This is a genomic window from Leptolyngbya cf. ectocarpi LEGE 11479 (genome assembly GCF_015207065.1).
GTDB classification, from domain to species: domain Bacteria; phylum Cyanobacteriota; class Cyanobacteriia; order Phormidesmidales; family Phormidesmidaceae; genus Leptothoe; species Leptothoe ectocarpi.
This window is the reverse complement of the sequence record NZ_JADEXP010000015.1, coordinates 1-23,355: the sequence shown is the minus strand read 5'-3', so window position 1 is coordinate 23,355 and position 23,355 is coordinate 1. Positions and strand designations below refer to the sequence as shown.

General features: G+C 51.1%; 22 protein-coding genes. 10 read left to right on the top strand and 12 right to left on the bottom strand.

Going from position 1 to position 23,355, the window contains the following annotated elements; translation table 11 throughout:
• Positions 1-26 precede the first annotated feature (26 nt).
• The 4 genes from IQ260_RS03355 (at position 27) to IQ260_RS03340 (ending at position 4,139) form a co-directional block, all read left to right on the top strand.
• On the top strand, positions 27-1,529 hold the full coding sequence (locus IQ260_RS03355) for a UDP-N-acetylmuramoyl-L-alanyl-D-glutamate--2,6-diaminopimelate ligase (protein ID WP_193990839.1): 1,503 nt from the start codon (positions 27-29) through the stop codon (positions 1,527-1,529).
• 145 nt (positions 1,530-1,674) lie between these two features.
• On the top strand, positions 1,675-2,415 hold the full coding sequence (locus IQ260_RS03350) for a sensor histidine kinase (RefSeq protein ID WP_193990837.1): 741 nt from the start codon (positions 1,675-1,677) through the stop codon (positions 2,413-2,415).
• Between the two features lie 69 nt (positions 2,416-2,484).
• Positions 2,485-3,441 carry an AAA family ATPase gene (locus tag IQ260_RS03345; protein ID WP_193990835.1) on the top strand — a complete coding sequence of 319 codons (957 nt, stop codon included), beginning with the start codon at positions 2,485-2,487 and terminating at the stop codon, positions 3,439-3,441.
• Between the two features lie 2 nt (positions 3,442-3,443).
• Complete coding sequence (locus IQ260_RS03340) at positions 3,444-4,139, top strand: DUF4276 family protein (protein WP_193990833.1); 696 nt, start codon at positions 3,444-3,446, stop codon at positions 4,137-4,139.
• A gap of 12 nt (positions 4,140-4,151) precedes the next feature.
• Here IQ260_RS03340 and xseB read toward each other — a convergent pair whose 3' ends face one another.
• A complete protein-coding gene (gene xseB, locus IQ260_RS03335; protein ID WP_193990831.1) occupies positions 4,152-4,379 on the bottom strand; it encodes an exodeoxyribonuclease VII small subunit in 228 nt (75 codons plus the stop codon).
• Between the two features lie 208 nt (positions 4,380-4,587).
• On the opposite strand from xseB, the gene IQ260_RS03330 reads away from it, so the two are divergent.
• Positions 4,588-5,718, top strand: coding sequence for a WD40 repeat domain-containing protein (locus IQ260_RS03330; protein WP_193990829.1), 1,131 nt, complete (start codon positions 4,588-4,590; stop codon positions 5,716-5,718).
• 21 nt (positions 5,719-5,739) lie between these two features.
• On the opposite strand, the gene xseA is transcribed toward IQ260_RS03330, so the two are convergent.
• A complete protein-coding gene (gene xseA / locus IQ260_RS03325; RefSeq protein WP_193990827.1) occupies positions 5,740-6,969 on the bottom strand; it encodes an exodeoxyribonuclease VII large subunit in 1,230 nt (409 codons plus the stop codon).
• Between the two features lie 208 nt (positions 6,970-7,177).
• On the opposite strand from xseA, the gene recA reads away from it, so the two are divergent.
• Positions 7,178-8,278 (top strand): recombinase RecA, encoded by a 1,101-nt coding sequence (gene recA, locus IQ260_RS03320; RefSeq protein WP_193990825.1) that lies wholly within the window; start codon positions 7,178-7,180, stop codon positions 8,276-8,278.
• A 95-nt stretch (positions 8,279-8,373) separates the two neighbouring features.
• On the opposite strand, the gene IQ260_RS03315 is transcribed toward recA, so the two are convergent.
• The 5 genes from IQ260_RS03315 to IQ260_RS03295 all read right to left on the bottom strand — a co-directional run bounded on the left by IQ260_RS03315 (position 8,374) and on the right by IQ260_RS03295 (position 12,981).
• On the bottom strand, positions 8,374-8,946 hold the full coding sequence (locus IQ260_RS03315; RefSeq protein ID WP_193990823.1) for an FHA domain-containing protein: 573 nt from the start codon (positions 8,944-8,946) through the stop codon (positions 8,374-8,376).
• 301 nt (positions 8,947-9,247) lie between these two features.
• Positions 9,248-10,090, bottom strand: a complete 843-nt coding sequence (locus IQ260_RS03310) for an alpha/beta fold hydrolase (protein ID WP_322744888.1) — start codon at positions 10,088-10,090, stop codon at positions 9,248-9,250.
• Between the two features lie 147 nt (positions 10,091-10,237).
• Complete coding sequence (locus tag IQ260_RS03305; protein WP_193990820.1) at positions 10,238-10,579, bottom strand: DUF1815 family protein; 342 nt, start codon at positions 10,577-10,579, stop codon at positions 10,238-10,240.
• Positions 10,580-11,137: 558 nt separating this feature from the next.
• Positions 11,138-11,353, bottom strand: coding sequence for a DUF2839 domain-containing protein (locus IQ260_RS03300; RefSeq protein ID WP_193990818.1), 216 nt, complete (start codon positions 11,351-11,353; stop codon positions 11,138-11,140).
• Positions 11,354-11,418: 65 nt separating this feature from the next.
• Positions 11,419-12,981 (bottom strand): ATP-dependent DNA helicase, encoded by a 1,563-nt coding sequence (locus tag IQ260_RS03295; protein WP_193990816.1) that lies wholly within the window; start codon positions 12,979-12,981, stop codon positions 11,419-11,421.
• A gap of 229 nt (positions 12,982-13,210) precedes the next feature.
• Here IQ260_RS03295 and IQ260_RS03290 point away from each other — a divergent pair, with 229 nt between their 5' ends.
• A complete protein-coding gene (locus IQ260_RS03290) occupies positions 13,211-14,083 on the top strand; it encodes a prephenate/arogenate dehydrogenase (protein WP_193990814.1) in 873 nt (290 codons plus the stop codon).
• Between the two features lie 75 nt (positions 14,084-14,158).
• Here the strand turns inward: IQ260_RS03290 and IQ260_RS03285 are convergent, their stop codons facing one another.
• Positions 14,159-15,931 carry an ATP-binding protein gene (locus IQ260_RS03285; RefSeq protein ID WP_228015471.1) on the bottom strand — a complete coding sequence of 591 codons (1,773 nt, stop codon included), beginning with the start codon at positions 15,929-15,931 and terminating at the stop codon, positions 14,159-14,161.
• A gap of 459 nt (positions 15,932-16,390) precedes the next feature.
• Between IQ260_RS03285 and lepA the strand changes: the two genes are divergently transcribed.
• A complete protein-coding gene (gene lepA / locus IQ260_RS03280; RefSeq protein ID WP_193990810.1) occupies positions 16,391-18,196 on the top strand; it encodes a translation elongation factor 4 in 1,806 nt (601 codons plus the stop codon).
• A gap of 308 nt (positions 18,197-18,504) precedes the next feature.
• Here the strand turns inward: lepA and IQ260_RS03275 are convergent, their stop codons facing one another.
• Positions 18,505-18,753, bottom strand: coding sequence for a hypothetical protein (locus tag IQ260_RS03275; protein ID WP_193990808.1), 249 nt, complete (start codon positions 18,751-18,753; stop codon positions 18,505-18,507).
• Positions 18,754-19,241: 488 nt separating this feature from the next.
• Positions 19,242-20,066, bottom strand: coding sequence for a formylglycine-generating enzyme family protein (locus tag IQ260_RS03270; protein WP_193990803.1), 825 nt, complete (start codon positions 20,064-20,066; stop codon positions 19,242-19,244).
• A gap of 338 nt (positions 20,067-20,404) precedes the next feature.
• Here IQ260_RS03270 and avd point away from each other — a divergent pair, with 338 nt between their 5' ends.
• Entirely contained in the window at positions 20,405-20,713 is a 309-nt protein-coding gene (gene avd / locus IQ260_RS03265; RefSeq protein ID WP_193990873.1) for a diversity-generating retroelement protein Avd, read from the top strand.
• A gap of 61 nt (positions 20,714-20,774) precedes the next feature.
• Positions 20,775-21,491, top strand: a complete 717-nt coding sequence (locus IQ260_RS03260; RefSeq protein WP_193990802.1) for a reverse transcriptase family protein — start codon at positions 20,775-20,777, stop codon at positions 21,489-21,491.
• Positions 21,492-21,557: 66 nt separating this feature from the next.
• On the opposite strand, the gene IQ260_RS03255 is transcribed toward IQ260_RS03260, so the two are convergent.
• Both IQ260_RS03255 and IQ260_RS03250 read right to left on the bottom strand, forming a co-directional pair.
• On the bottom strand, positions 21,558-22,403 hold the full coding sequence (locus IQ260_RS03255; RefSeq protein ID WP_193990801.1) for a formylglycine-generating enzyme family protein: 846 nt from the start codon (positions 22,401-22,403) through the stop codon (positions 21,558-21,560).
• 29 nt (positions 22,404-22,432) lie between these two features.
• Positions 22,433-23,278 carry a formylglycine-generating enzyme family protein gene (locus IQ260_RS03250; RefSeq protein ID WP_322744889.1) on the bottom strand — a complete coding sequence of 282 codons (846 nt, stop codon included), beginning with the start codon at positions 23,276-23,278 and terminating at the stop codon, positions 22,433-22,435.
• Positions 23,279-23,355 lie beyond the last annotated feature (77 nt).

Here is a 23,355-nt window from a genome sequence, read left to right as displayed (position 1 = left end):
CGAGATGCCGGTTTGGAGAGGACTGTATGACGCTGCGTGAGCTACTGGCAAAATTGCCGTCTGGGTTGCTACCCAGCCTGGAACATCCGGCTTTGGATAGATCGGTCACCGGGCTGTGTACCCATTCCAAGCAATGTCAGCCGGGGGAGCTGTTTATTGGCATGCCGGGGACTCAGGTGGACGGTGGAGAGTTTTGGCTAAGTGCGATGGAGAGCGGTGCGATCGCAGCCATCATTTCCACCAACGCCCTCAAAAACAAGCCCGCTCCGGATGACTCCACACTACTCATCCCCACGCCAGACGTTGCCACGACCTGTGGTGAGCTTGCCGCCGCGTTCTATAACTATCCCGGCAAAACTCTCAACCTGGTAGGTGTGACCGGCACCAACGGCAAAACCACCACCACCCATATCATCGAGTACCTGCTCAATACCAGTGACGTTCCCACAGGTTTGTTGGGCACCCTCTACACCCGCTGGCCCGGACACCAGGAGACTGCTGTACATACCACCCCCTTTCCAGTCGATTTACAGCGAGAGCTGGCCAAGGTTGTTAAAGCAGACTGCCAGCACGCCATCATGGAAGTCAGCTCCCATGCCCTAGCGCAGAAGCGAGTTTGGGGCTGTCCCTTCGAAGTGGCGGTATTTACTAATCTCACCCAGGACCATCTGGACTATCACAAAGATCTAGAGGATTACTTTGAAGCCAAGGCCCTCCTGTTTAACCCTGACTATCTCAAGGGACGCGCCATTATCAACAGCAAGGATCCCTATGGGCAAAAGCTGATCGAGCGACTAAAGCCTGCACAAGTTTGGGCCTATCACATTACCGATACTGAGGCCGATCTCCATACTACTGACGTCAGCTATGGCGAGTCAGGAATCACCGGTACGTTAGTGACTCCCATGGGCTCCGCGGCCTTTACCTCTCCTCTGGTCGGGCAGTTTAATCTTGAGAATTTGCTGGCAGCCGCCGGAGCCGCACTGCATTTAGGTGTGCCGCTGGATTCTGTGATTGCTTCTCTGGCAGAATTCGGCGGTGTGCCTGGACGGATGGAGCGGGTACAGATCGGTCCTGCACAGGATCTCACCGTTATTGTGGACTATGCCCATACGCCTGACAGTCTAGAAAATGCGCTGCGGGCGGCACGTCCGTTTATTTCGGGGCAGCTGATCTGTGTCTTTGGCTGCGGTGGCGATCGCGATCGCACCAAACGCCCCCAAATGGGTCGCATTGCCCATGAGCTAGCAGACCGGATAGTTGCCACCTCTGATAACCCACGAACAGAGGATCCTCAGCAGATTCTGGCCGATGTGGTCGCTGGGATTGAAGCTAATTTGAGTGAAGATGAGGTGGTTTGCGATCGCGCCACGGCCATTCAAATAGCAATCCTGTCGGCTCAACCCGGCGATGGCATCCTCATTGCAGGCAAAGGCCACGAAAACTATCAAATCATCGGCACCGAAAAAATCCATTTCGACGACCGAGAACAGGCCCAATTAGCGCTCACACGTCGTTTCGCATCCTAGCAAGCACTGGTATTTACGGGTAGTGAAGCTCCGTGCTAGTACGGAAAGTTACGTAAGAATACTCATTTATCCACGCTTTTCCTTCACTAACCTAGGAAGGATAAATACATTATCAAGTACACCATGGGTGTATTTGAGAGCCACTATGGACGCTTCTACAGTCAGGTCATCGGCGTTAACACCGCCTCGCTCAGCAGCTGCGGCGGTTTCCGTGCCAGAGGTTAATCCTCAATTTTTTAAAACGGCTGTCCAAGATCTCAATAACCCCATTACAACCATCAAGACCGCCCTGACCCTGCTTAATTCATCTGCACTCAAACCTCAACAGCGTCAGCGTTATCTACAAATGATCGGCCAAGCGTGCGATCGCCAAAGCCAGCTCATCAACCATGTCTTTGCCCTACTCGAACTGCAGCTCACCCCCCAAACAACAGCCCTTGAAAAAGTTCAGCTTTGGGATTTAGTACCCGGTGTGGTCAGCACGTATCAGCCATTGGCCCAGGAAAACAACATTTTATTGGCCTATACTGTGGCTGCTCATCTGCCGCCTGTGTTGGCCATTGAAGGCTATCTCAAACAGGTTTTGGTCAGTTTGCTCAGCAACAGCATTCAGTTTACTAACGGCAACGGGCGGATTTGGGTTAATGCCCATCAGCGGGCTGATAAAAAAGTAGCCCTGGTGATTCAGGACAATGGCTGCGGCATCATGCCATCGGCCCTACCACAGGTCTTTAACTCGTTTTATCGCAGTACGTCTGACAGCAGCAGCCTAGGACTCACCCTGGTGGAGCAGCTTTTAGCACACTGTAATGCCTCTATTTCAGTCAGCCGCAGTCCCGGCAAAGGTGTCACGTTTACAATTTTGCTGTCAACCGAACCTGATTAGCTGACGTGATGACGAATCCGGGCGCTATGATAAACCCCATAGTCGGAATATCTCGCCCATAAATAAGCCGTGTTAGAGAGTGTCCGCATCCAAAACTTTCGCTGTCTTCGGGATGTCACGCTGGAGTTGGGACCGTTTACGGTGTTTGTCGGTCCCAATGCTTCGGGGAAAAGTGCGATCGCAGATGCTCTAACTGTTGCGCCGGTAGACCTGCTACTACCCAGCAAGCATCACAATCTCAACTTAGATTCTCCTCAATACAATCGTGAGCCAGATATTCATTTGCTAAAGAGCAACGACTTCTGGCAGGGTAAGGAGCGTCCACTCTGGACAAAAGATGCCATATCCTTTCACACTCCCTCTAAAGTTTTGACTGGGCAGCGTTTTAAGTATTCATTCTTGTTGAGCGCATTACGAGTACCGAAGCAGGCAAATGAGGAGTGGAAGCTGGATTCTACAGGAAGTAATTTAGCAAATCTCTTCAATACTCTGTCCAGACAAAACCAAGACAGATACGTTAAGACATTTACCCGTCTAGTGCCTATGTACTCTGATATCAAAGTCAGATCAATTCAAGGAAATGCTCGTTTGCAGTTTCTAGATCGTTGGCAGGAAGACTTTTGGTACGAACCTGACCAAGTTTCAGATGGCACGATGCTGACGGCAGCCCTAGTCGCTCTCTGCTTTCAGAAGGAAGCGCCAACACTAGCGGTCATTGAAGATCCTGATAGAGCCCTACATCCCTACCTTCAGCGGCATGTTGTTGAAATGCTTAGAAAACTGAGTAGAGGTGAGCTAGGCAATGAACCTATACAAATAGTCTGTACTACCCACTCTCAGTCTTTTCTGAATTGTCTAGAGCCCGGGGAAGTTCGCTTTATTCGCCGCAGTCGTGAAACTGGCGAAACCGAAGTCCAGAAGGCTCCTGTAGACAATAAAAACTGGGAAAAGGTTTATGACCAATTCCAAAACTCCTTGGGCAGAATGTGGATGACAGGTGCTCTGGGTGGAGTTCCTGGAATCTAGCAATGGCAAATATTTCCATTGTCGTCCATGCAGAAGGTCCAGGAGAGCTGGGCAATCCGGATCGAAATGTCCGACCTCAGGATTCATTACAATCAGACAATCTTGGCCCTGCCCATATAGTTGTGCAGCGTATTTTGACGGAAGGAGGAAAAATTCCTGCAGCCGCCATTGAGTTTAAGGAGCCGCTCCGTATTGCTTACGAGACCGGAGCGCGTGCTCAAGGCAGTAAGTTACTCAAATCTGGCGTCCTTAATGATATTCTCAGCCCCTGGCAATTGAATTTTCAATCTGTGCCGCCGCTCATAGTTTTTCTGGTGGACAGTGATGATAGTCCCCCACAGGAACGCATATCGATATTGCAACAGGCACTTGATAAATATTCTCTACAAGGGGCTGTCGGTGTCGCTGTCAAAGAATTTGAAGCTTGGCTAGTATCAGACTCGAAGGCCATAAACCAAGTGATTGGCTCAGTTTCAAAAAGCTTTCAGCATCCTGAGAATCTCAAATCAGGAGAAGCGAAACGTAACCTCAGCGAGTGGATGCAATCAATTGCCCACGCTAATCACAAAATTATCGATATTCGTCGAGACTTGGCAACTGCCATGGATTTAAACTTGGTCGCTGAGCTGTGTCCTTCATTCAAAAGATTTCGCCAGACGTTGCTGGCATTTGATGCTCAGAATTTCCAAATACAATAAATCATCCGCAGCCTATTCAGACTCATCTGGCGTCAGGGTTTCTATTAATAGCTGGGCCTGCTGCTGTTTTTCTTGCAAAAAGCTGTCACACTTTTTTAGCTCGGTGACGGCTTTTTCAAATTGCTCAAAAATGTCAGCCAGGGGCAGCTCGCCAGTTTCTAAATCGTTGATAATCGCCTCAACCTGTTCGACAGACGTTTCATAATCCCAGGTTTTGGCAGATTTTTTGGCTCTAGGCATAGTGCTTGTAGGGGGGCTGACTATGGATCAGTTTTGCTCACCCGCGAGCCTTTCGCAACTGAGATTTTGGGAGCATTACTGACGAAATTAATGGCTGGTGTGAATAAGTGGCTGACGCTATGCAAGATAAAACGTCAGTGCAGTGGTTGGTGAGGAGTGAACCATAAAATACCACTGGTGCTGGCCGTTATTTTGTCTCCTTTTGAGTATGCAACTCTCTAAATCTTTTGCTAACTCCGCTTTCAAACTCTGGGTATTTGCTGGGCTCACGTTGGCAGCCTTACCGACGGTGGGTATGCCTGTCGCTTTGGCTCAAGCAACAGGCATACCCGTCCAGCTTGCCCAAGCATCCAACACCCTGACTCTGTTGCGCAATGTCCAACATGGTCGGAATGTGAATGCGATCGCATTTAGCCCCAACGCTCAAATGTTCGCCAGTGCCGGGGGAGACGGCATGATTCGCGTTTGGGATGTTGATGCAACGCTACGGGGGGACGAAAAGCACTGGATGCGTCGTCTGATTCAAATCCCAGGTGCCGATCGCTATGTAACATCACTGGTGTTTAGTCCAGACAACCGATATCTGGTGACCGGCACCTATAACGGGAATGTACGAGTTTGGGACCTCAATGCTTGTGAGCGCGACCGCCCCGTTTGTAATTCTCAGCTGATATTAGATCGAGATTATGTAGGCGTTGCGCCCAAAGTTCAGTTCAGCCCGAGCGGTCGTTGGCTGGCGGCCACTAACTATGACGGCACCGTCACCCTATGGGATTGGGCTAGCCGTCGAATTATCAGCGTCCTTGAACCTGAAACGGGTAGCCACGATGGGTCTCGTCCCGATGGACGTTTCTCTTCACTCACCTTTAGTCCCGATGAGGCCTATCTAGCAGCGGGCAGTCATGATGACTTTATTACCCTATGGAGCTTAGATCCCGATGACGAGTTTGAGCGCTTAGCCACCATTGATACGGGTAACGGCGTCGATAGTGTTGCGTTTAGTCCCAACGGTGAATTCTTGGCCAGTGGTAATTTTCGCGGTGTAGAAATACGGTCAATTCGTGAGCGCAGAGGCCGACTAAAAATTGAACAAGCAGCGGAGTTAGAGGTAGGTCGACGGGTCAATACCCTGGCCTTTCTACCCAATGGTCAATCACTATTTGTGGGTGACAATGTCGACCACATAGGGCTTTGGGATCTCGAAGAAGAAGAGCCCCTGGTCACGGTTCCTGCCAATCAGCAACACTCGCGTCCGGTGCTGAGCGTAGCGCTTTCACCGTCTGGGAATTTATTGGCTAGCGGTAGCTCTGACGGTGTGATCAAATTCTGGCGTCCTTAGTCAATCCCCTAGAGCCACCCGTTAGGAAGACTCCTCCGTAACGCTCAGCACTTCTGCTTCCAGCTGACCTTGTCCAAGACGAACGGCGATTTTATCACCGGGGGATAGCTGGCTGACCTCAGAAACCACATCGCCAGAAGCGCCTCTTACTAGAGCATACCCCCGACGTAAAACAGCCGTAGGGTCCAGAGTAGAAAGCTTCTCGCTTAAAAGCTGATGCTGATGCTGTCTGGTTTGTAGCTGCTGGTGAAACACTTGAAGCAGACGTTGTTTGCGCCAATGCTGTGCCTGTTGTGCCTGCTCTAAGTAACTGTAGGGCTGTAGTCGCTGTAGCCGGACATAAAGCTGCTGGAGATCGCGCCTCTGCTGCTGCAGCTGGGTGCCAGTTGCTTGGGCCAGTCGCTGCAGTAACTGGGCTTGAAAATAGTGCAGATCGCTGAGAGCCGGTACGAGCTGCTCTGCCGCTGCCGTGGGGGTGTGGGCACAGGCGTCAGCGACTAAATCTGCCAGGGATTCATCCCGTTCATGGCCAATGCCGGTGATGACTGGAATGGGGCAGGTTGCGATCGCACGCACCACTCGCTCATCATCAAAACAGACCAAATCCTCCACGGCACCGCCCCCTCGCCCCAGCAATAGCACATCGGCTCGACCGTCCTCGATCACCCGCTCAATCGCCTGAACAATAGACTTAGGAGCCTGTTCTCCCTGCACAATTGCAGGCGATAAGAGAACGTGTAAACCCGGATGTCGCTGGGTCAAAGTCCGCTGAATATCGCCCCAGGCCGCCGCCTGAGGCGACGTCACCACCGCCACCCAGTTAGGCAAAGACGGCAGAGCGCGTTTCTGCGCCTGGTCAAATAACCCTTCACTGGCCAAGCGCTGGCGCAGCTGACGATAGCGCAGTGCCTGCAGCCCTGCGCCTGCCGGTAGCACCTGCCAGACGGTAAGTTGATAGCTACCCCGTTTTGGATAAACCTTGAGCTGACCGAGCACAACGACCTGCTCCCCCAGGGTAGGCACCACACTCAGTTTTGGCAGCTGGCTACGCCACACCACAGCATTTAACGTGGCTGAGCCATCTGCCTCCTGTAACGAGAAAAAACAGCCACTACCATGCTGGCGAGCACTAGACACCTCACCAATCACCCAAATATTACGAAGATTCTCATCCCCCTCCAGCAATAGCTGAATGTACTCCGTGACACCAGCTACACTGACCGCCTTGAAATCTAAAGTATCCGTCGCCATTGGGATAACCAGCGAATTTGGACATTTTTTTGGGCAATTAAACAGTATCTTAATAGTACATTTGTATGATTTCTGAGTACAATCACAAAGGTGGGCATGATGTACTTACCCGGTTCTATTGACCTACCCTAAACAACACCATGGGCTCTCAACATCGTGAGCTTATAATTGCTGAACTCGGCCACCCTCATCTAAATACTTAGGCAGCATGGCAAAAACATCCACCGAAAATAACGAGCGTAAAAAAGCCTTAGATATGGTGCTCAATCAAATTGAGCGCAACTTTGGTAAAGGTACCATTATGCGCCTCGGGGATGCGAAGCGCATGAAGGTTGAAACGATCCCAACAGGAGCCATGACGCTAGATTTGGCTCTAGGAGGTGGACTGCCCAAGGGGCGCGTCATCGAAATCTATGGCCCTGAAAGCTCTGGTAAAACAACATTAGCCCTACACGCCATTGCCGAAGCTCAAAAAGAAGGAGGGGTGGCCGCTTTTGTAGATGCCGAGCATGCCCTGGATCCAGTCTATGCAGCTGCCCTGGGGGTGAATATTGACGAACTGCTAGTTTCCCAGCCTGATACCGGTGAAGCTGCGTTGGAAATCGTCGATCAGCTGGTGCGATCCTCAGCCATCGATTTAGTCGTCATCGACTCTGTAGCCGCCCTTGTGCCCCGGGCTGAAATCGAAGGGGAAATGGGAGATGCCCACGTGGGGTTACAAGCCCGGCTGATGAGCCAGGCCCTGCGCAAAATCACGGGTAATATCGGCAAATCCGGCTGTACTGTTATTTTTCTCAACCAGCTGCGACTCAAGATTGGGGTTACCTACGGTAATCCAGAAACAACGACCGGAGGTAACGCGCTCAAATTTTACGCCTCGGTGCGACTAGATATTAGACGTATTCAAACCCTCAAAAAAGGAAACGATCAGTTTGGCATTCGGGCCAAGGTGAAAGTGGCCAAAAATAAGATTGCGCCGCCTTTTAAGATTGCTGAATTTGACATCATTTTTGGCGAGGGCATCTCTACGATTGGATGTATCGTTGATCTCGCCGAAGAGCAAAATATTCTGACCCGCAAAGGGGCTTGGTATAGCTACAAAGGAGAAAATATTAGCCAAGGTCGCGACAATGCTATTCGCTATCTAGCGGATAATCCAGACATAGCCGCCGATATCGATCAGCAGCTACGTCAGATGTTAGAGATTGGCGATGCCGCTGCAGAGGTTGCCCCACCAGCAGAAAGCACAGACGAGAAGACTCCAGCTAGTAAATCAAAGTCTGAGAAGAAAGCCAAGGAAAAGTCATAGGGATCGGTGATGCGCTCGCCTGAGGAGCGACTAAACAGCCACTACCCCGATTTTGCGAGGGCCGCTCAACTGTCACCCTGGTGCAGAGCCCAAGACTAGTGCAATGTCCCTTCATCACCTAAGGTATCTGACTGCTCAAGCTGAGTAGACGCTTGAGCAATCTCATTACCGCTATTAAAGAAATGAAATAGGGAACTGCCAATACGGATGCGATCGCCATCACGTAGTGCATATACCCGAGTCAGCGGTTCACCATTCACATAGGTTCCATTGGTGCTTTCTAAATCGGACAAGGTAAAGCCTTGGTCCGAACGGTACTGCAGTGCTGCATGACATCGTGACAACCGCTTATCGGGGATAGCAATGTCCGATTGACGAGGATCGCGTCCAATCGTCCAGAGGCCATCTTTAGAGTAGAAGTTTTTAGATTTACTAGTGGATAAGTTGCTAATGATATAGATTTGCTGCTCGCAAATCATGCCTTGAATATAAGTAGCTAATTGACTAGGAGCATTCGCATCGATAGCAAGCATGGCATCTAGCAGCTCACGGTCGTGCTCATATAATTTAGAGAACGCTTGAAATAAACCCAGCTTCGATTCCAGATCAGCCTCATTCTCAGCGGCGATCAGCTGACGATACTCAGCTAGGTTGTTGGGATAAGCCATAAAACTGTTCAAATAGAACGTTTAGTCTAAACCGTAGTGACTAGGTAACGATATGAGTTCCAAGAAACAGACCTCCAGCTCTAGTATTCGTTAAGGATTACGTAATATGGGAACGGCAATCGTATTTCCACAGAACCTTGAATTTGACCAGCTTTATTATGAAAAGATGGTTAATCTTCCGGATATTTAAGTGTGAATTGGAGGTTTGCTAGAGTGGCTGCAAAGAAAGTTTGTTGGCACAAGGCTGAATCGTTTTGTGAGGGGTCTGCGATCGCACCCCTAGTCGTCTGCAATTGAATCCTTAGGCTAAAAACTGCATCAACTCACGATTAACACTTTGGGGAGCTTCTTGCTGAATCCAGTGGCCACAGTCAGGAATAGACCGCTTGATCAAGGTTTCATCCGATAAACCTGGTGCAAAAAGACCTTTAGCCGGGAGCAACGTATCATCTTCCCCCCACATTATCAGGGTGGGTGCCCGTAGAGGCACCAGACTCAACCGCGATGGGCGCAGCCAGCCGCTTATATGGAACCAGTCATTGAGGCTAAAGCAATGACGCACATGCTGCAGTACCGCTGGGATCACACCAGGCTTCTGTAACGCTGCCTGATATAAATCAGTATTTGCCTGAGAAAAGGCACTTTTTCTAACAGCCTGCTGTTGAAAAAGATAGGTGAGCAGGGAGGATAGATTATCCTGAATCAGCCACTGAGGTAATCCCGGCGTCTGTAATGCCAACATCGGCCAATTTTTTTGTAAATGATCCCAACTATGGGCTAACCCATGGGTTAGTGCTGTTTGCCAGCGCTGAGGAGTACTGAGTACAGCTAATTTTTCCACATTGGCAGGAAAGCGGCGGGCTAGGTGCCAAGCGATAGCTCCCCCCCAATCATGGCCAACAATATGAGCTTTTTCATAGCCCAAAGCCTGAATCAGCGAGCAAATATCATCACTGAGCGTGTCTAAATCATACCCATTACGCGGCTTATCAGAATCGTTATAGCCACGCAGGTCTGGAACAACTACCTTAAAGTGACGCGACAGATAAGGTAGCTGATGACGCCAAGAATACCAAAACTCAAATAAGCCATGGAGTAAGATCAGGAGCTTGCCACTGCCTTCAGTAACATAGTGAAGCTGCACTGAATTGGCTTTGATATACCTGTGTTCCCAGCTCAACGGTGTGGCTCCAACTAAAAGACAATTGCCGTGACTTTAGATCACAACACACTACCCTTAGTTTTGTAACATAGATTACGAAAGCCCCACCAACACAGCCAAGATGGCAATCTAGGCAGAACGATAGGCAACCTGATATTCAACGGGTTGAATCCGGTACTTAACTAAGTTAGCTAATTCCTGAAGCTGGTTGATAGCCTCAGCCCCCTCCAGTTTCATCAGCTCTCGGTCATCACGCATTTCTGTCCATGTGATCCCGTAATCCGAGACCAAAAAACGAATCAGATGGTCATCGCCTAGACTGACCATAAATGAAGCACTGTTGAGCTGAGCACCGCAGGTGTAACACGACGCCAGGTAGCCCTGATTTTCAAGGACGATTGCTAGCGCTTTTAGATTTAGGACCAAATCTTTTACGAATTGGCGGTGCTGCTCTGCAAGTCGAACAAACATTTACGTTCTCCTTCCCACCGGTCACATTGTAAGGGTGAATCTTAATTTTTGCTTAATGTTTTTTATAAACTATTTGATTAGCTCTTCTTAACCTTCAGTCTCAATGGGGCAATTCCGATAAAAACTAACTGACCCTATTGAGATGTCAGCTACATAAATGAGCTAACAGTGGACTCTAGGCTATCTTGCCTAATGGGGCGATGTACTCAAACTACCCAATCTAGGAGCTAAGCTGACAGTCGTTTCAGAAATGCTCCCATGAGTCAATAGTTTTGAAAAGAAATGTTGCTAAATTAAGTTTAACGCTCCTAGGGTAATTTGCCCTAGAAATATCAGCAAACTGTGACATTTAGCCACACCATAGCTACCTTAAGCTTATCTGTCTAGGCATAAGGTCTTCTTTGTAACGGTTTAACGAATAAATTCGCAATCGAATTGTTAATCTAATCAGTCACTCTCTGGTAGTTACTGATTCCCTATGGATGCAAATCTAAAGCGGGCTTAACAAACGCAAAGAAGTTTAAGTCTAGTAACAACCCCACGTCTCACCTGGACGATCTATTCGACTAATGCCCACCATCCCAAGGCTGGGCCAATAAATCTGACAGTAAGCCAAAGGACAACCATTAGAACAATTCCGCCCCAGGCTCCACGGGTTGTCCAGGTGACAAAGTCTTGGGATTGCTGCTTAGTAATAGGGAGCCAAGGAACAATCCGTTCAGGCTGTCCATAGTCTTCACCTAGCTTTGACTGTCGCCGCTTTGCCTCTCCCATGGTGTCCTCTTGACTCTGTAGGGTCGTTTAGTTTTATTAGCTCAGTTTTAATTAACTTGGCACGATTATAGCGTTTGATTTAAGGGTGCTAGCCAGCTGGGTTCTAGATAGGTGCTTTGGGCGATGGGGTTCAGGGTTTTAAGAATTGTGCGGCCATAGCTGCGATGGTTAACGCGGTTATCGAGTAGGGCGACCTTGCCCTGCTGAGCACTGACGGGTGCGATCGCAAGCTGCAGCGTCTGCAGTGCCGTGGGTAATAAAAATAGCCGAAACCAATCCTGTCGCTGACGCTTGTAGTAGGCAACTTGGCCGGCAACTAGTGGATCTTCTAGGGAAGGGATCGGCAGTGTCGTGATGATTAGTACCCCCGGTGGTGGACACCGCAGACGATAATCCTGCCAATACTCCCAGCCCGTGACCAAAATGCCATTATCGGTCAGCTCCGGTCGCTCGACTTGCACCCGAGAACCATATTCTGCAGCTAAAATCGAGCCAATTTGGGCTTTAAGCGGATTATCTCCCACCAAAATTACCGTTGGCTGGGTACGCGTTTCCGGTAGCTGGAGCAAGTTGCGAATTTCTTGGAGAATCGCATTGGGAAACTGCTGGCTGTTAGGCATCGGCAACCGATCGGGCGCGTAGAGTTGAATCCCATCTTGTTGCCGATCGGGGGTGAATTTTAGACAGGTCACATCGTCTAGACCTAACCGCTGGCGATAGTTCTCGGCTCGCTTTTCCTCATCCACTGCGGCCCCAATCAGAACAACCGGCTGTCGCTCCCAGATGGGGGCCATCCTATCGGCCAGGTTGACCGGTGCACAGCGTAGGGTCAGCTGGCCGGACTCCCGATTGAGCTGCAGCCATGTCATCCCATCATCTCGCTCTAGCTGCTGCCGAAACTTCTGCCACACAGGGGGCAATGCTTCTAGCCCCAACGGCGTGTCTGCCAGCAGGCTGTACAGATCGATCAGCAAAGACTGCTCCTCAGCATCGGCCAGATAACAGCTATACGGGTTGGCGGGATGTTGAAACGCTAGGTGAGTCAGTCTGACTCGTAGATCACGGATCGCCACCTGCTGCGATGGATAAGCCAGGCCCAGCTGATGCCAATCGGCATCGGTCAGGCTACAGGTGAGCTGGGTACGCACCCAGTCGACTAATGGATCAATCCCATCAATCAGAGTGACCAGATTGGGGGGAAATGCGGTGGCCTGGGCAGCAGATGGAGTCTGGGCAGTAGCCTGGAGCTGAGCCGACAGCCAGGCACTCGGTGTGGTAATCAGAATGCCTTGAAAGGTTTCGCCAGGCCAGCGCTCACCAATTTGAATGGATTTAATGGTGGGCAACGTTTGGAGCAACGTGGGGATCTCATCTTGGACCAGCTGTTGATGAATCGCAGGGGGCACCACCAATACAATGGGTCCCGGCCAAATCAAGGCTGGCATCAGATAGCTCAGCCGATAGCGTCCCCGATAGGCAGCGGTGCTCCCTGTTTGCAAAAGGGCACTCCGACCGAGACGAAGGGCTCTAGCCACCAGACGCGCCATGGTCAGATGATGAGGCCACTGTGTGTGGCCCTGCTGGCGTAAAAACTTACGAAGTAGCTGGTGGACCTCTGCCTCAATCACGATCGCTGTGACTCTCTCTATCTAAAAGCCTGCTGTCTAAATGGTGTTGAATGTAATCGTGGCATGACGATTACCCCAGTTAAATGCAGTTACTGACGAAATAACCAGCAATAACGGAGCTGTGTGTCTCATTGTGACATACTCCCTTGGGGTGTTTGGTTGATCGCTTACAGCCAGGTCTCAGGTTGGTCGTCTTTCCCCCTTGATCCCATCCTCCAGTTTTTCAGCTATGTCCGTACTCCCCCCTACACCGACTCACCGCGTCAACACCATTGGCATCGTTGGTCTCGGTCTGATTGGTGGATGCTTAGCCCTAGATTTTAAGCAGCTAGGGTACACCGTTTATGGGGTGGCTCGACGTCCGGCCACGGCGAGTACCGCAATGGAACAAGGAATTGTCACTCAAGCAAGCTGCGATCTCACCCTGATGGCCACAGCAGATATGGTGTTTGTCTGCACACCGATGGCCGTCATTGTGGCGACAGTGGGGCAGCTGGCAGAATATCTGTCGGAGTCAGCCATTGTCACAGATGTGGGCTCGGTCAAAGGAGAAATCGTGGCGGCGGCTACAGAGCTGTGGCCTAACTTTGTGGGGAGTCACCCCATGGCAGGCAAAGCCGAATCGGGTCTAGCCGCCGCTGAATCTGGATTGTTTCAGCAGCGGCCCTATGTAGTGACACCGATTGATACAAGCCGGTCAGCTGCGGTGGACCAGGTGGTTGAGATCGCAACTCAACTCGGCTCCAAAATTTACACAGCCACTCCCAGCGCCCACGACCGCGCGGTTGCCGCCATTTCCCACCTGCCTGTGATGGTGAGCGCTAGCCTGCTCCATACCTGTACTAGTGAGCCTGACACTCACGTCAAAACTTTGGCCCAACAGCTAGCCAGCAGTGGTTTTTGCGATACGAGTCGCGTCGGTGGGGGCAATCCTGACCTGGGCACCATGATGGCCCAATACAATCGACCCGCATTGCTGGCGACACTGCGGCAATATCGCCAGCAGTTAGACAGCACCATTGAGTTAATCGAAGCGGAACAGTGGGAGGCATTGGCCACTAGACTCGGTGCGGCCCAGCAGGAACGCCCCAAGTATCTTTAAAGATTAACGACAAATTTGCAGAGACGTTCCATGGAACGCCTCTGCAAATAATAGACACGGTTCTAATAATCGGTCCTAAGCAGACTGTTTGCTCTCAGTCTCAGCCATGATCACCGGTTCCTGGTACAGAATCGTTGTAAAGGTCACCGTCGAGCCTAGACCTTCGCCCATGCTAATAAACTGCACCTTGCCCCCCATGGCCTCGATCAGCCGTTGGGAGATAGCCAGTCCCAGACCAGTCCCACCATACTGCCGGGTACGCTCGCCATCCACCTGGCTAAAGGTTTGAAAGAGTCGGTTTTGCTTTTCTAACGAGACACCAATCCCAGTGTCCTCGACACTGATTTTGATATGTCCGGGCCAAACTCGTCCCTGAAAGCGTACGTTCTGGGGTTTAACCTCAGCGCTGATGGTAACACTCCCTTCAGGCGTAAATTTGATGGCGTTGCCAATTAAATTGAGCAGTACTTGCAAGATCCGCTGATAGTTGCCGTACAGTTTGATTTCATCCAGGGTGGCAGGCAGCTTCATATCAAACTGTAGCCCCCGCTGCTCAGCCTGGGGACGGGTAAAATTCTCCACGTCGCAAAACAGTTCCTGCAGGCTAACGGCGGTGAGATCGATCTCCATTTTGCCCGCCTCAATCTTGGCAATGTCGAGAACATCGTTAATCAGATTGAGGAGGTGTAAAGCAGATTTATGGGCTTCTTCGATAAATTCTTCTTGCTCTTCTGGGTCATCGGCCATGCCATCTAGCACCAGGCGGAGAAAACCAATCATGCCATTGAGTGGGGTGCGCAGCTCGTGGGACGTATTGGCTAAAAATTCACTTTTGAGCCGTGAAGCCTCTTCGGCATAACGTCTGGCTTCTTCTAGCTCATCATTTTTATCAATCAGCTTTTCGTTCGCCTTTTGGAGGTCATCGGCCAACGTGCGACTGGCTCCAAACAGCTTGGCATGGGCAATAGCCGTTCCCACCTGATCGGTGAGTTCATTGACCAGCTCAATTTCGAGGGGATGCCAGGGACGGTGGGGAGGCATCTGTAACAGAAGAACACTGTTAGGCTCATCGCGATAGCAGGTGGCTACAGTCAATACGGTATACGGACCGTTATCGTTGTCCTCCCGCTCAAAATCTGACAGGACAGGTTTGAGGGTATTGATGGTGCAGCGAAAATCTGACTTATGGGTGAGTTCAAAGGTTTGTCCCAGACAAGGTTGGAGTTCCGGTCGGTGAAATTCCGCCACCACATCCAGGGTTTGCATGGCGACAGAATAGTCACACACCAAACAACGATGCAAATCTAACAGCGAACCCAGGCCGTCTACGGTCTGCTGCCAAATTGTATTGAGTTCAAGGGTTTTACGAATATTCGAGGCGATATTGGTCAGCACCCCGTGGTAGTTAGACAGGTTTGCCAAGAGACCGGCCTGGGCAGAGGACGCTGGATCAGCAACAATGCCCATGGTGCTCAAGTGCTGAGGCATTCTTTCGCCTCGGGTGACCGTGAGTATGGAGCCCTGTCCTCGGAGGTATTGACGGTCAGGATCGTCGGGCCATGAGGCCACACTCAAACTAAAGTCCAGGCCAACGGGATGGGGACCACAACGAATAACACACTGAAACTGTTGCGGTTGACCATCGGCTAATACTTGGGCTGCCCGTTTGAGATAAGGCACCACAGCAACCGGGCCAAATAGCTTACCAATCGATTCCTGCAGATAGCGTTCGGACTCTAATGGAATCGTGTCTGGCCAATGGATGGACACAATTTGCCCCTGGGGATCGTGAATCACTTCAAGGGATGCACTATCAGATGCACTGTCAACTGTGACGGGAACGGCCATAGGCTCTGAGTCAGCTGTCAATTGCGATCGCATAATCCGGAAGAAATCATGGGCCCTATCTTTAAACTGCTTACGAGTTTGCCCTGTCTAGATCAGAAACATGTATACCAATCTTGTTCATCAGTCGTGTCATTCGTCCTCCAAACACACTGAATCACAATGCACCAAGTACTGTCCGTTGGTCAGACCCCACAGCTACCCTTCATCTTGTCATGGGAGTAAGTCAATGGTCATCCCTTGGAACGATATTTTCCAGATTTTTCAGATGACGCGCTGGGTAATACATAGATGCACGCAAGATGCACGTAGTTTAGTACATGGTCGTCAGCCAGCTCCAGCCCTTGCAGCCGTCCCTATCGCTACCTTCATTAATTTCAAGGTTAGGCAAAGTATTGAGGCAAAGCATTAAGATAAGCAAAGCGCTTCTATGATTTTTCGTCCGAGTATTCACTTTTTTCCATGACCGACGCACCCGTTTCCCGCATTCGCAATTTTTCGATCATTGCCCATATCGATCATGGAAAGTCCACTCTGGCGGATCGTTTGCTACAGCAAACCAACACCATCAGCGAGCGGGACATGAAGGCCCAGGTCCTCGACACGATGGATCTCGAACGGGAGCGGGGGATTACAATCAAGCTCCAGGCCGCCCGCATGAACTATAAAGCCAACGACGGTGAGCAGTATGTGCTGAACCTGATTGATACCCCTGGGCACGTTGATTTTTCCTATGAGGTCTCGCGCGCCTTGGCCGCCTGTGAGGGGGCACTGCTCGTGGTGGATGCGTCCCAGGGTGTAGAAGCTCAAACACTGGCTAATGTATATCTGGCTCTAGAGCACGATCTCGAAATTATTCCCGTCCTCAATAAGATAGACCTGCCCGGTGCCGATCCAGATCGGATCGCTCAGGAAATTGAAGACATTATTGGTTTGGACTGTAGCAATGCCATTTTGGCCTCGGCGAAGGCGGGCATCGGCATTGATGACATTCTAGAGTCCATTGTTGAAACTGTACCGGAGCCAGAAGATAGTACGGAGAAGCCTCTACGGGCGCTGATTTTTGATAGCTATTACGACAGCTATCGTGGGGTGATTGTGTATTTTCGAATAGTGGATGGGACGTTGAGCCGTCGCGATCGCATCCGCCTGATGGCCTCTGGCAAAGAATACGAAATTGACGAGCTGGGGGTGCTCTCTCCCCACCAGGTAGAAGTAGATGAACTCCACGCTGGGGAAGTGGGCTATATTTCCGCCTCCATTAAAGCCGTGGCCGATGCCCGTGTCGGTGACACCATTACTCTAGTCAAAAAGAAAGCCGAGGAACCCCTCCCCGGCTATGTCGAAGCCAACCCGATGGTGTTCTGTGGCCTTTTTCCCACCGACTCTGACCGCTATGAAGACCTCAGAGACGCCTTAGAAAAGCTGCGCCTCAGCGATGCGGCTCTACAGTATGAGCCTGAAACCTCCAGCGCCATGGGATTTGGTTTTCGCTGCGGCTTTTTAGGTCTGCTGCACATGGAAATTGTGCAGGAACGTCTAGAGCGAGAATATAACCTGGACTTGATTACTACCGCCCCCTCTGTGGTGTATCGCGTAACCACCATCGACGGTACGGTGCTCAATATTGACAATCCCTGCGAACTGCCCGAGCCCCAGGAACGAGAACAAATCGAAGAACCCTACGTCAAGGTCGAGATTTTCACACCGGAGGAGTTTGTCGGCACGCTGATGGATCTGTGTCAGACCCGCCGAGGCGACTTTAAGGATATGAAGTATCTGACGGAGGGGCGTACCACTCTGATATATGAGCTGCCCCTGGCAGAAGTTGTTACCGACTTCTTTGACCAGATGAAATCTCGGTCGCGCGGCTACGCCAGTATGGAGTATCAGCTGATTGATTATCGAGTAAATCATCTCGTCAAGCTAGATGTAATGATCAACGGCGACAAAGTCGATCCGCTAGCGGCCATTGTGCATCGCGACCAAGCGTATTACGTGGGTAAGGCTCTAGCAGAGAAATTAAAAGAGTTAATTCCTAGACACCAGTTTAAGATTCCCATCCAGGCCGCCATCGGCAGCCGGATTATTGCCAGTGCCAGCATTCCAGCCTTGCGCAAAGATGTATTATCTAAGTGCTACGGCGGTGATATTTCTCGTAAGAAAAAGCTGTTGAAGAAACAGGCTAAAGGCAAGAAGCGACTGAAGGCTATCGGTACGGTAGATGTGCCCCAAGAGGCATTTATGGCCGTATTGAAGTTGAATTAGAGGTCAGGGATATTGCAGCTTATCCCCCAAAGCTGACACTGCTGGCGAATTCAATGTTCAGAAACATTGGCAATAAGGCAAACGTTATCCAGACCCCCAAACCCCCAGAAAAATGGGGGCTTCAGAAATTACTCCCCTTAAGAACCTATAGAAGAGCATGAATTCAAAGTCCCCCAAACTTGGGGGATTTAGGGGGCCTACGACAGGCTTGCCATGTTACAAAATAATTCGCCAGCAGTATCAAAGTTGGGGGGCAGGGAGGCTTTAGAAACCGTTGATGCCCTCAAGGCTCTGCCTCAAAAACGCGTCTACTCCACCCTCACCCGTCGGGTCAGGATAGCCATCACCTCATTTGGTCGACCAGTGGCCAAAGGACGGCTCCAGTCGTTGGGTTCGGCGTAATTAAGTTTGAACAGGGTAGCGATCGTGTTTTGGACAGACACCAGCGTGCCTAGCAGGATCACGCGAACATCTTCGTACTCATGCTCAGGCAGGCTGCCATCCTGGGTCGGAGGCACCGGGGGCACACCTGTGCCCTGGTTCGAATCGATAAACATGGCTCTGATCTCCATATAGAACGGGTTAGGAAACCAGAGCGCATAAGATAGCCACCCCGTGCATATATGCAATCCGGGGTGGCAACAGGTACCATAAACCTGCGCTCCCAGGCTGCTCAGATCAGCTGGGGGTGTAGCCGCCGTCAAGGTGTTCCCGCACCTGACGGTGGTGCTAAATTATGTGCTCTGTGGTTAGGCCGCTAACGGCCACAGAATTAAGAGTACTCACAAGTGTTTTACTGAGTCAAGAGGCCAGTTTGAGATTTTGAGTCATCGATATTGGGGTTCTCAGATCTAACACCCGTGTTGATGATGAGGCTGAAACCCACCAAGATTGGCTATGTAGCTGCAGCCTGCACTAGGTTTTGAACCCTGGACAGGTGGGCGCTTCCTCACCAAGTACAAGATCTGAGGTGTAGTCAACTGGTGTCTGATGCCGGTATTCTTTTATTTTTCTACAAAGGGCAAAAGGGCAAGAGAGAAAAGGGCTACTGGAGAATCCTGGGCGCAGAACATACTACACGAAAACCGATAAAGTAGTTGCGGTCGCCGGGCGTATAGTAGTAGCGGACGGCGGAGCGGCAATACGCCGGATTGTAGTACCAGGAGCCCCCGCGTAGCACGCGCCTAGCATTCTCTTCTCGATCTTCCCAGGCAGTGCCATTAGCCAGCATGCCTTCATAGTTGTTATGAAAATGATCCTGACACCATTCCCACACATTGCCATGCATATCACTCAGTCCAAAAGCATTGGCAATATCAAACTGATTCACAGGAGTGGTTTCTTCTCGATAGTCTCCCTTAGGTCCATCACCGTAAGTGTATTCACCGTCATAGTTTGCCACCTCGGTTGTGATAGTCTCTCCAAAGTAAAAGGGCGTGGTCGTTCCGGCTCGACAGGCATATTCCCACTCTGCCTCACTCGGTAATCGATAGGGGCGTTTAGTGAGCTGTTCTAGACGCTGACAAAACTCCACTGCGTCATACCAGCTGACGGTGTCCACCGGACGATTATCCCCTTTGAAGTGAGAAGGATTAGGATCCAAGGCTTGATCTATTTGCTCTAGTTTGGCCACCGCCTGCCACTGGGCCTGGGTGACTGGATAACGCGCCATAAAAAACGACGGCACCGTCACCTTCTGCTGAGGCCCTTCCCTGTTTTGCCGCTCCGGTTCATCCTCAGGGGAACCTATCGTAAAAGTATCACCGGGCACCAGCACCATATGGAGCAGCAGCGCTTCAGACGGCAGGGCTAGCGAGGGTTCAACGTATCCTTTGGCGGTGCGCGGAGTACGGCGAAGGGTAGGAGGCATAGCAGAGAGGAATAGGGTCAGCTAAGTCGTCGGTTTCCCTACCAAAGTAACTGACCCAGCTTGATTTTTGGATGCCTCGATGGACATCGCTGGAATAGGCTCTGGACTCTCCTGGGGCACGCCCGACAGATTCCCATCTGCCGGTTCTGGCCAGCCTTGCGGCAGTAGAAGAGTGCTGGGCGCAGAACATACTACACGAAAACCGATATTGTTGTTGCGGTTGCCGGGCGTATTGTTGTTGCGGACGGCGGAGCGGCAATTCGCCGGATTGTTGTTCCAGGAGCCCCCACTTCGCGGCCTACCCCATCCGCTAGCATAGACGGCTCAGAGCAGGCTGTATAACCTCTGAGATAAAACGCTTTGGACTTGGAGAACGCATCATCACCGGTCTCTATGACCTACTTGAAGGGCTAGTAGTCGCTCGCTACCAGCGAGATAAACGAACTCGACTCCAGCAGCTCAACGGCAAGCTAGACGTCCTACGCTACCAAACCCGCTTGCTATTAGACTTTGACCTCATCTCCCACAAACGCTATCAGTATGCTGGCCAGTTAATAAATGCCATCGGCATAGACCTTGGAGGATGGATTAAACAGCAGAGGAAGACGTCATTGATCAGGAGACAGGAGACAGACACATTAATGTAGGGTGCTGTTAGCGCAGCGTAACGCACCACCCGAGCCGCCACCTTATATTGGCTGGCCTGCTATGAAACGCTATGGTAACCTCTGGCTCCAGGTAATCGCCTTCGAAAATCTGCTACGAGCCTCTAGACTGGCCCAAAAAAGCAAACGCTTTCGGCCTAATGTTCTGGCCTTTAACCATCGCCTAGAGCAAGAACTACAGCAGCTCCAGGCTGAACTAAAAACCCTGACCTATCAACCGGGTGGCTACCGCACCTTTCGCATCCGAGATCCTAAACCGCGCATGATTTCAGCCGCGCCTTATCGAGACCGGGTAGTCCACCATGCCCTGTGCAATGTGATCGTTCCCTTGCTAGACCGCACACTGATCCACGATACCTATGCCAATCGTTGCGGCTATGGCACCCACAGAGCCCTACACCGCTTTACGGGCTGGGCTCGGCAGTATCGCTACGGCTTGCAGTGCGATATTTCCAAATATTTTCCATCCATCGATCATGAAATCCTCAAAGCCTTTCTGCGCAAGCATCTCAAATGCCAAAATACTCTCTGGCTAATCGACACCATTATCGATGCCAGCAATGAGCAGATACCGGTGATCGAATACTTTCCAGGAGATGAGACGTTACAGCGGCAGTATGCTGCCGGAGAAATTGACCTGGAACCGTTGTTGCAGCGGCTGCAAAGCTGGGAAGCGCATTTGAAACATGGGGATACGTATCGGCTGCGGCAGAAGGTATTTGAGCGGCATACATTTGTGAGAGCCGCAGAGGAAGAATAACGACTAATATTTTCTGCATCTCCTACTTTATTTTTTCAGAGAGCAAAAGAGCAAGAGAGAAAAGGGCTATTGAAGAGCCCTGGGCGCTGAACATACTACACGAAAACCGTTGTTGAAGCGGTAGCCGGGCGTAGAGGGGCGAGCGGCGGAGCGGCAATCCCTCGGATAGGAGTACCAGGAGCCCCCGCGTAGTACGCGACTAACGTTCTCTTCTCTATCTTCCCAGACAGCGCCATCAGTCGGTGCTCCTTTGTAATTTTTATGCCAGTGATCCTGACACCATTCCCACACGTTGCCATGCATATCCATCAAGCCAAAGGCATTCGCCCCTTTGAACTGATTCACAGGAGTCGTTTTCTCTCGATAGTCTCCCTTAGGCCCCTCTCCATAAGACCCAGATCCTCCTACCTCCTTCCAATCCGTACCCCGATAGTTGGCCAGATCTGTAGTGATGGTCTCTCCAAAATGAAATGGGGTGGTTGTTCCTGCTCGACAGGCATATTCCCATTCCGCCTCTGTGGGCAGTCGGTATTGACGATTGGTATAGATCGTCAATCTGTCGCAGAATTCCACCGCATCATGCCAGGAGACCTTCTCAACGGGGTTATGCTCCCCCTTAAACCTAGATGGCTCTGACTCTAAAGTCTGGTTTACCTGCTCCATAGCCGCCACTACCCGCCACTGGGCCTGGGTCACCGGGTACTTCGCCATAAAGAAGCGCCCAAGGGTCACCTCATGCTGAGGGCCTTCATTGTCCCTACGCTCTAGCTCCTCCTTGGGCGAACCCATCACAAAGCTACCTGCCGGTATCTCCATCATCTGCAGGGGCCATACGCCTTCGGCGATGGGTTCGTCATAATACTGGTTTTGACCTCGGCGTTCTTTGATAGAAAAGGTATTAGCTTTTTGCATAGGGCAAGAGGGCAAGAGAGAGAAAAGGGCTACTGGAGAATCCTGGGCGCAGAACATACTACACGAAAACCGAGATCGAGGTTGAGGCGGTTGCCGGGCGTATAGCTGTAGCGGACGGCGGAGCGGCAATACGCCGGATTGATGTACCAGGAGCCCCCGCGTACTACGCGGTTAATTCCTTCTTCTTCCCCGTCGTCTCCATCATCCCAGACACTACCATCGGTGGGGGCTCCTTCGTAATTTCCGTGCCACTTATCCTGACACCATTCCCAAACATTTCCATGCATATCACTCAGTCCAAACGCATTGGCAATGCCAAAATGCTCCACTGGAGTCGTCTTACCTCGTCGCTCACCACTCGGGCCATCTGCATAGGCACTACCGCTGTAATTCGCTACCTCCGTCGTAATCATGTCTCCGAAGTGAAACGGTGTCATCGTGCCAGCCCGACAAGCATATTCCCACTCCGCTTCGGTCGGTAAGCGATACTCCCGCCCCGTATGGGCAGACAACCGGGCACAGAACTCCACCGCATCATGCCAGGAAACTTTCTCCACAGGCCGATCATCTCCCTTGAACTTGGCTGGATCGGCCTTTAGCTTGCGTTCTATCTGTTTCAGGGTGGCAACAACACGCCATTGAGCCTGGGTCACCGGATAACGCCCCATAAAGAAAGGCTCTACAGTAACTTCATGCTGAGGCGACTCGCGTTTACTGCGTTCGGGCTCATCGCCTGGAGAGCCCATCATAAAGCGCCCCTCTGGAATCGCGACCATCTCTAAGGACACCTCAGAGGGCAACTGTTCAATATAGCGATAGGCCGTCTGCTGCTGTTCCTGGCGCTGCCACTGCTGGCCGCTACCGGTCAGGGTCACTACGGTGACATCAAAGGGCTCTAGCCCTTCATCTTCCTCGACAGTTTCTAGAAAAGATAACGGACGTAAATCTCGAA